This window comes from Nonomuraea composti (assembly GCF_012034275.1).
GTDB lineage: Bacteria > Actinomycetota > Actinomycetes > Streptosporangiales > Streptosporangiaceae > Nonomuraea > Nonomuraea composti.
Window position 1 is genome coordinate 1 of sequence record NZ_JAATEP010000119.1, and the last position, 7,117, is coordinate 7,117.

The window sequence follows — 7,117 nt, forward strand, 5'->3', positions numbered from 1 at the left end:
AGCGGTATGGCCGCCAGCGCCTGGCTCGGCCGCCGCTACGATCACCGCCCCGGCCGATGGCCTGCGGTGCTGGCCGCGTCGCTGGCGGGGACGGGATACCTGCTGCTCCTGGCGGCACCGCCGTACCCGCTGCTGCTCCTCATCGGCGTGGTGTTCCTCGGCGCGGGCAGCGCCGTGTTCCCGCAACTCTTTGCCCTCGCCAAGAGCCACACGAACGGGGCAGCGGCAAGGACCGGCAATGGCACGCCCGTCCTACGCTCGGCGTGGTCACTCGCCTGGGCGATCGGCCCGCTGGCCGGCGGCGCGCTACTGGCCGGTCCCGGCTACTCCGGGGTTCTTGCGGCCACCGCCTGCGGGTTTGGCCTGGTGGTCGTGGCCGTGCTCCGACTGGATGTCCGCCCGCAGATGGCGCCCCAGCCCGACGAGGCGAGCAGAGACCGGCCACTCACCTCGCGAGCCGTCGCGCTTCCGCTGGCCAGCTTCACCCTGTTCCACGTGGCGATGTTCTCGGGTGCGGTGGCGCTGCCGCTCCATGTCACCGAGGTGCTGAACGGCTCGCCGGAAGACGTGGGCTGGATGTTCAGCCTCTGCGCCGCGGCGGAGATCCCCGCAGCGCTCGCCCTGCTGCTCGTGCCGGACCGCTGGAGGCAGCGCATGATCCTGCTCGGCATGGGACTCATGTTGGTCTACTTCGCGCTCGTGGTGGCGCTCACCGGCATCGGGGCTCTGGTGATCGTCCACATCGCCCGAGGCGTCGCCATCGCGGTCGTGGGCGCGCTGGGCATCAGCCACATGCAGGACCTGCTGCCGAGCGCCCCCGGACGGGCCACCACGTTGTTCGCCAACTCCGCGACGGCCGGCTCGCTCGTGTCGGGCATCGCCGCCGGCGGGATCTCCCACGTCCTCGGCTATCGCGCGGCACTGTTCGTCTGCGCCGTGCTCAGCGCCCTGGCGTGGCTGGTGTTCCTGCTCGCACAACGTCGGGCACGAGTTGAGGCAGACAATTCCGTCACCGAGCGTCTGTCACCACGCTGAGCGTCGCCGACAGCGGTCGTGCTGCCCACTGCTCTGGGTATTCGCCTCCTGGCGCACCTCTGCACGCTTACTTGTACGTGGCTCTGCGCTTGAACCCGTACGCCGACAGCAGCCGCCCTCGTCACAGATAGCCGGCGATGGCGTCGGCGGCCTTCTGGTCCCGGATGGCCGCCCGGCGGTGCCAAGCAGCCAGCGCGTGTTGCTCGTCGGCACGAGCAGGTTGCAGCTCGGCCCGCCGGTCATGGTGACGAGCAGCCCGCAGATGGGCCTAGGCCACGCGCGGCCCAGCGATGCGTCGGCGCCACAAGCTGTGCCAGCGCTGCAGCGCCGACCGCTCGCGATCGTGCTGGAAGACGATGCCATCCGGAACCGGCTCGGCGGGCAGATCCAGAGCCAGGCTCTTCAAGCGGGCCCGGACCACCTGCAAGCACGCGGCGGCCAGCTGAGCGTCAGCTCGCGCTTGGCGCGCCCGCTGCAGATACAGATCCTCCACCTCCATGCCGGCCCTCCCCGTTGCGGTGATGGCTCAGCCAGCATCATGCCCCAGGTTGCCTCATGCTCACGGTGGCGTCGCACACGAAACCGGACACACCCACCCCACCCATCGGCCGAAGAGCAACACGATCAACGACCGACAACCCGACTACGTCTTCATGCAGAGTGGCGCGGAACACCTCCCAGCGGCGCCGGCTCTCGGTCAGGAAGGTGATCATGTCGGCGTGCACGAAGTGCGCGTTCGGCAGATGCCCCCACTGCTGGCGAGCCCCTTCGATCTGCACGGGCGACAGGTCCACGCCGGTCGCGTCGATGCCCTTGGTGGCCAGCGCCGCGACCGCGTGCCCGCGGCTGGAGCCGAGCTCCAGCGCCGTGGCGGGGTCGCCGAGCAGTTCGTCGCCGGGGCCGTGACCTTCGTACTGGGTCCAGCCGAACGCGTTCTTCAGCACGATCTCCGGCTTTACAAAGTAAGTTCATGCTCAAGCGTGAAGTACCTGCGGGACAACGCCGGATGGATGGCGGTGATGGTGGCGCGCTCGCGCCTGGGGCCGCAGGCGGGATGGTTGTTGCCCGAGCTACCGGGAGCGCACAGCTCCTGGGCCGCCGGCGGCGGGTCGGGAGTCGAGGGCGCGGGCTGGGCGTTGATCCAGCCCTTGCCGTTGAACGAGCACTTGACCTCTCCGAAGGCGCACGTGTCGGGGATCAGGCCGCTGGGGTCGGAGAAGGCCGTGGGATTGTTGAGCCCGTAGGCGTAGGGGTTGAGGGTCTGTGGCCGGCATCGGCGAAGTCTCCCAGCCCAGCCCGATCGGGCCGCTCTGGGTGTTCTTGCCCGACACCATGCCGTCCACCGTGCCGGAGGAGTAGCTCAGGCTCAGCGACGGCGTCGGGCCGGCGGGCGCCTGCTGCAGCGGCACATCGTAGTTGTAGGTGAAGTTCCCCGATCCCGTGATGACCTGCCAGTCGCCGGAGAGCGCGAGCGGCGTCGCCTTGAACGAGCCCTCCTCGCCCTCAGGGCCGGCCGTGACGGCGAACAGCCCGGCGGGGACCTGCGCGCTCAACTTGGTCCCGCTCTTGAGCGACGGTACGACCGGGCGGTCGGTGCCGTCCTTGAGCGAGGGCGTGCGCCGGCGCTCGCAGCCGCCGGTCAGGGCGCACTCGGGGAGCCGGACGAGCTTGAGCCGGTCGGCGTATCCCGCGCCGTAGCGCTCGGCGAAGCCGGCGAAGTCGACGGAGACCCTGGTGGCCGCGGAGATCCGGAACAGCAGCCCACGCAGCGCTTTGGCGGTGAGGGTCACGACCGGCAGAGCGGTCAGCGAGGCCGTCAGCCTCTGCCAGACCAGCAGGTAGCCGACCTCGGCGAACAGGCACATCGCCAGCAGGACGTAGACCCCGACACACGAGGGCAGCGCGCGCAGACGACGCTGAACGCCGCGGGTTCCTCCAGGACCGCATCGACGAGCCCGAACGGTACGAGCGCGGTCAGCTCACCCACATGCCCGGGAGCGAACAACCTCCCGGTCACCGAGCGGCCGAAGCATCTGTCTCGACAGCGTGGGAAACAGCGGAGCTGGCATGCTCGGCAAGCAACGGAGGTCCAGTTCTTTGACGGCTGGTCGTGGAAGATCACCGTTCTACTGGATCACCGTCCTCATGTCCTGAGAACCACGTCTTGACGGCTTCGCGAAAGCCTTGACTCCCTGGCCTTGGGCGAGCCTCCGTCGGCGGGCGGCACGATCGGAGACCGTACGCTCATCCGCATACCCGACAAAAGCGGTAGCGAGGATGTCGGGTGATCTGGGCCGGTGTCGTCGCACGATGGGGGCATGGATGACACGACCTTGAAATCTCGTTTCCTTCGCGACGGCTTCGTGAAGTTGGAGGGTGCCGTCGCGCCGCGCGTGGCAGCGGACTGTGCGCGGCTGCTGTGGCGGGAGACGGGCTGCGATCCGGAGGACCCGTCGACATGGACGCAGCCCGTGCACTGGGTGGCGGGTATGGCGCAGGGGCCGTTCGCGGCCGCACCCAATTCCCCGGCCCTGCACCATGCGTACGACCTGCTCGTCGGCGCGGGACGCTGGGAGCCGCGCTACTCACTGGGTACGTTCCCGCTGCGCTTCCCCCACGAGGAGGAACCGGACGACGCGGGCTGGCACATCGAGGGCAGCTATCTGCCGGAGGGCGAGAGCTGGTACTTCACGAATCTGCGCTCCAAGGGGCGGGCGCTGTTGATGTTGTTCCTGTTCAGCGAAGTCGGTGAAGAGGATGCCCCCACCCGGATCCGGGTCGGCTCACACCTCGACGTGCCGAAGGTGCTGGAGAAGTACGGGGAGGACGGGGCGAGCGGGCTGACCCTCGCACCCGATCTGGTGGCGGCGTCCGACCACCGGCCGCTCGCCCTCGCCACCGGGTCCCCGGGCGACGTTTTCCTGTGCCACCCGTTCCTGGTGCACGCTGCGCAACCGCACCACGGGGCGCGGCCGCGCTTCATGGCCCAGCCGCCGCTCCTGCCGGCCGCGCCGTACGAACTGGATCGGGCCGACGGCGCGTACTCCTTGGTGGAGATCGCGATCCGCCAGGGGCTGGGACGGGACGGGGGCGGCGCCGGATAGAGGTGCTTGCCGACTATCGTCGGCAGGGCGGCCGTGAAGAGGCCGCGGAAGGAGGGGCACGCATGCTGGAGCGGCTGAACCAGGCCATGGAGCACATCGAGGGCCGTCTGGACCAAGCCGTCGACGTGGAGGAGCTGGCGCGCATCGCGGCCACCTCGGAGCAGCACCTGCGCCGGATGTTCTCCGCACTGGCGGGCATGCCGCTCGCGGAATACGTCCGGCGCCGCCGGCTCACCCTCGCGGGCGCCGAAGTACTCGCGGGGCGTGCAACGCTGCTGGACATCGCGGTGCGCTACGGCTACGGCTCCGGTGAGGCGTTCGCGCGGGCGTTTCGTGCCATGCACGGCATCGGACCAGGCGAGGCCCGGCGTACCGGCGCCGCGCTCACCTCCCAATCCCGCATGACCTTCCGTCTCACCATCGAAGGAAGCAGCAGCATGCGGTACCGCGTCGTGGACAAGGCTGACTTCACCGTCGTCGGGTTCAAAGCCCGGGTACCGCTGGTGCACGCGGGCCCGAACCAGGCCATCATCGACTTCGTCCGTAAGATCGATCCACAGGCCCTGGAACGCCTGGAGAAGCTGTCGGACCAGGAACCGTCCGGCATCGTCGCGGTATGCGACGACGTCGACCCCAGCCGCGCCGAGGGTAATGAACTCGACTACCACCACGGCGTGATCACCTCCGCGGCCGCTCCGGAAGGCGCGACCACGCTGGCCGTCCCAGCCGGCACCTGGGCGGTTTTCACCACCTCCGGGCCCGCGCCACGGGCCATCCAGGAGCTGTGGCGGGACGTGTTCACCGAGTGGTTCCCGTCAAACCCGTACCGCACCCGCACCGGCCCCGAGATCCTCCGCATCCAGCTGTCGCCGGAGAAGACCGAGGCCGACGCCGAACTGTGGCTCCCGGTGGAGCCCGAGCACCGCTGAACACAGCGACCTGCCCGCGGATAGAGGCCTGCGTCGCCCCTGAGAGAACCACTCGCAGGTCGGCCACTCACCCCGGAGGCGTCCGCTGCGGATTTCGCAACATCCACCGCTTGCTCGGCACCCCCGCCGCTGTTCCAAATCCACCCGGAAACGCCCTAAAGAATCAGGCTCAGGCCCGCGACACCCCGTCCACCGAAAACAAGATCAACCAGCGTCTGCCACCCGAGAAGAACCCCAGGCCAGAGGCTAAAGGCGAAGCTGAAGGGCTGGCTGTGACGTGATCGCAGTGTGACGAAATCGGAACACTGCGCACAGCTACTCTATTGGGCATCGCCGTGCCCGATAGCGCGGGCGCGGCTGCGGACGGCAGCGGCCTGCCCGCTGCTTTCAGGAAGGTCGTGCCCGGTCAGCGGGGTCAGTCCCAAGTGGGGAGCATGCCCTCGGGGTAGCGGGCGCCGAAGCCGCCGGTCGGGAGGATCTCGGCGATGCGCTTCAGGTCGCTGTCGTCGAGGGTGAGGTCGGCGGCGGCCACGTTCTCCTCCAGCCGCTGGATGCTGCGGGTGCCGGGGATGGGAACGATGTCGTCGCCCTGGGCCAGGAGCCAGGCCAGGGCGAGTTGGGCAACGGTGGCGTCCTTGGTCGCGGCCAGGTCGGCGAGCCGCTGGGTGGCCTCCAGGTTCTTCTCGTAGTTGCCGGGCTGGAAGCGGGCGTCCCAAGTGCGCATGTCGGTGGGGTCATATTCGGCGCCGGGCTTGGCCTGGCCGGTGAGGAAACCCCGGCCGAGCGGCGAGTAGGCGACGAACCCGATCCCGAGCTCGCGCAGGACGGGAAAGAGGATCTCGGCGTCCCGCTCGAACAGGGAGTATTCGGTTTGCAGAACCGAGACGGGCTGTACAGCGTGCGCGCGACGGATGGTGTTCGCCCCCGCCTCGCTCAGCCCGAAGTAGCGGACCTTGCCGGCGTCGATGAACTCCTTGACCGTCCCGGCCACGTCCTCGATGGGTACGTTGGGGTCGACGCGGTGCTGGTAGAGCACGTCGATGACGTCGACGCCGAGGTAACGCAGGCTGTTGTCGACGACCTCGCGGATGTGCTCGGGACGGCTGTCGACACCGCCCTCTCTGGTACCGGTGAAGTCGAAGCCGAACTTGGTCGCGATGACGACCTCGTCGCGTATCGGGGCGAGCGCGGCGCCGACGATCCGCTCGTTCTCGCCCTGCCCGTACAGCTCGGCCGTGTCGAAGAACGTCACGCCCAGCTCGTGGGCCCGGCGGATCGTCGCGATCCCCTCGTCCTCATCCGACGGCCCATAGGCCAGGGAGATGCCCATCGCGCCGTATCCCAGCGCCGACGCCGCCAGCCCCTGCCGTCCGAGGGTCCGTTGCTCCATGATGCGTCCTCATTCCCGCAGATGTAAGAGTGGTCTAACATTAAGTAAGAGTACTCTAACATTGGAAAGGAAGGGAGAATCGGTCGCCGTGAGCAGACCCACGCCGCCGAAACGCGGCTACCACCACGGCGACCTGCGTTCCGAGCTGATCCGCGAGGGTCTCGCGCTCCTGGCCGAATCGGGCGTCACCGGTTTCTCCGTGGCGAAGGTCGCCGCCCGCGTCGGCGTGTCATCGGCCGCGCCGTACCGTCACTTCCCCGATCGGGAGGCACTGCTCGCCGCCTGCGCGGCCGCCATCATCGGCGACATCACCGACGTTCTCGTCGAGGCGGCCGAGCGAGCGGGGCCCGATCCCGTGGACCGGCTCGCTGCCACCGCGGGCGCCTACACCCGTTTCGTCCTGGAGCACCGCGCCGGCCTCGACCTCGTCTACTCCTATGATTTCGCCGAGCCCCACCGGCCGACCGTCCAGGAGCAGAGTCGCCGCCTCACGGCCGCCCTCATGCGCCTGGCCGCGGACGTGCTGCCCGCCGACACTTCCTGGGCCGACACCGCCGATTTCGTCTACGTGCACCTGTCCACCACGCACGGCTACGCTACGCTGCTCTTCAAGGGCACCCGCCCGCCACAAGGCATCGACGATCACGCGGTTCGCGCTG

At 69.0% G+C, this 7,117-nt stretch carries 7 protein-coding genes and 1 pseudogene; 4 read left to right on the forward strand and 4 right to left on the reverse strand.

What is annotated here, in order from left to right:
• A partial coding sequence (locus HCN51_RS57270) for an MFS transporter (RefSeq protein WP_206069108.1) occupies nt 1–1,035 on the forward strand: 1,035 nt, incomplete at its 5' end.
• Between the two features lie 268 nt (nt 1,036–1,303).
• Here the strand turns inward: HCN51_RS57270 and HCN51_RS57275 are convergent.
• The 3 genes and pseudogenes from HCN51_RS57275 to HCN51_RS63315 form a co-directional block, all read right to left on the reverse strand.
• Entirely contained in the window at nt 1,304–1,534 is a 231-nt protein-coding gene (locus tag HCN51_RS57275) for a hypothetical protein (protein WP_168022162.1), read from the reverse strand.
• Nucleotides 1,535–1,571: 37 nt separating this feature from the next.
• Entirely contained in the window at nt 1,572–1,979 is a 408-nt protein-coding gene (locus HCN51_RS57280; RefSeq protein ID WP_346434192.1) for a class I SAM-dependent methyltransferase, read from the reverse strand.
• Between the two features lie 126 nt (nt 1,980–2,105).
• Nucleotides 2,106–2,954, reverse strand: a pseudogene (locus HCN51_RS63315) (transposase domain-containing protein); the annotation flags it as partial.
• A 399-nt stretch (nt 2,955–3,353) separates the two neighbouring features.
• On the opposite strand from HCN51_RS63315, the gene HCN51_RS57290 reads away from it, so the two are divergent.
• Together HCN51_RS57290 and HCN51_RS57295 are read left to right on the forward strand one after the other, a co-directional pair.
• The gene (locus HCN51_RS57290; RefSeq protein WP_168022163.1) at nt 3,354–4,139 is read left to right on the forward strand and encodes a phytanoyl-CoA dioxygenase family protein; all 786 of its coding nucleotides are present in this window, start codon (nt 3,354–3,356) and stop codon (nt 4,137–4,139) included.
• A gap of 62 nt (nt 4,140–4,201) precedes the next feature.
• Nucleotides 4,202–5,068 (forward strand): AraC family transcriptional regulator, encoded by an 867-nt coding sequence (locus HCN51_RS57295; protein ID WP_168022164.1) that lies wholly within the window; start codon nt 4,202–4,204, stop codon nt 5,066–5,068.
• A 415-nt stretch (nt 5,069–5,483) separates the two neighbouring features.
• Here the strand turns inward: HCN51_RS57295 and HCN51_RS57300 are convergent, their stop codons facing one another.
• The gene (locus HCN51_RS57300) at nt 5,484–6,458 is read right to left on the reverse strand and encodes an aldo/keto reductase (protein ID WP_168022165.1); all 975 of its coding nucleotides are present in this window, start codon (nt 6,456–6,458) and stop codon (nt 5,484–5,486) included.
• Between the two features lie 88 nt (nt 6,459–6,546).
• Here HCN51_RS57300 and HCN51_RS57305 point away from each other — a divergent pair.
• Nucleotides 6,547–7,117: TetR family transcriptional regulator (locus HCN51_RS57305; RefSeq protein WP_206069109.1), on the forward strand; the 571-nt coding region annotated here is incomplete at its 3' end.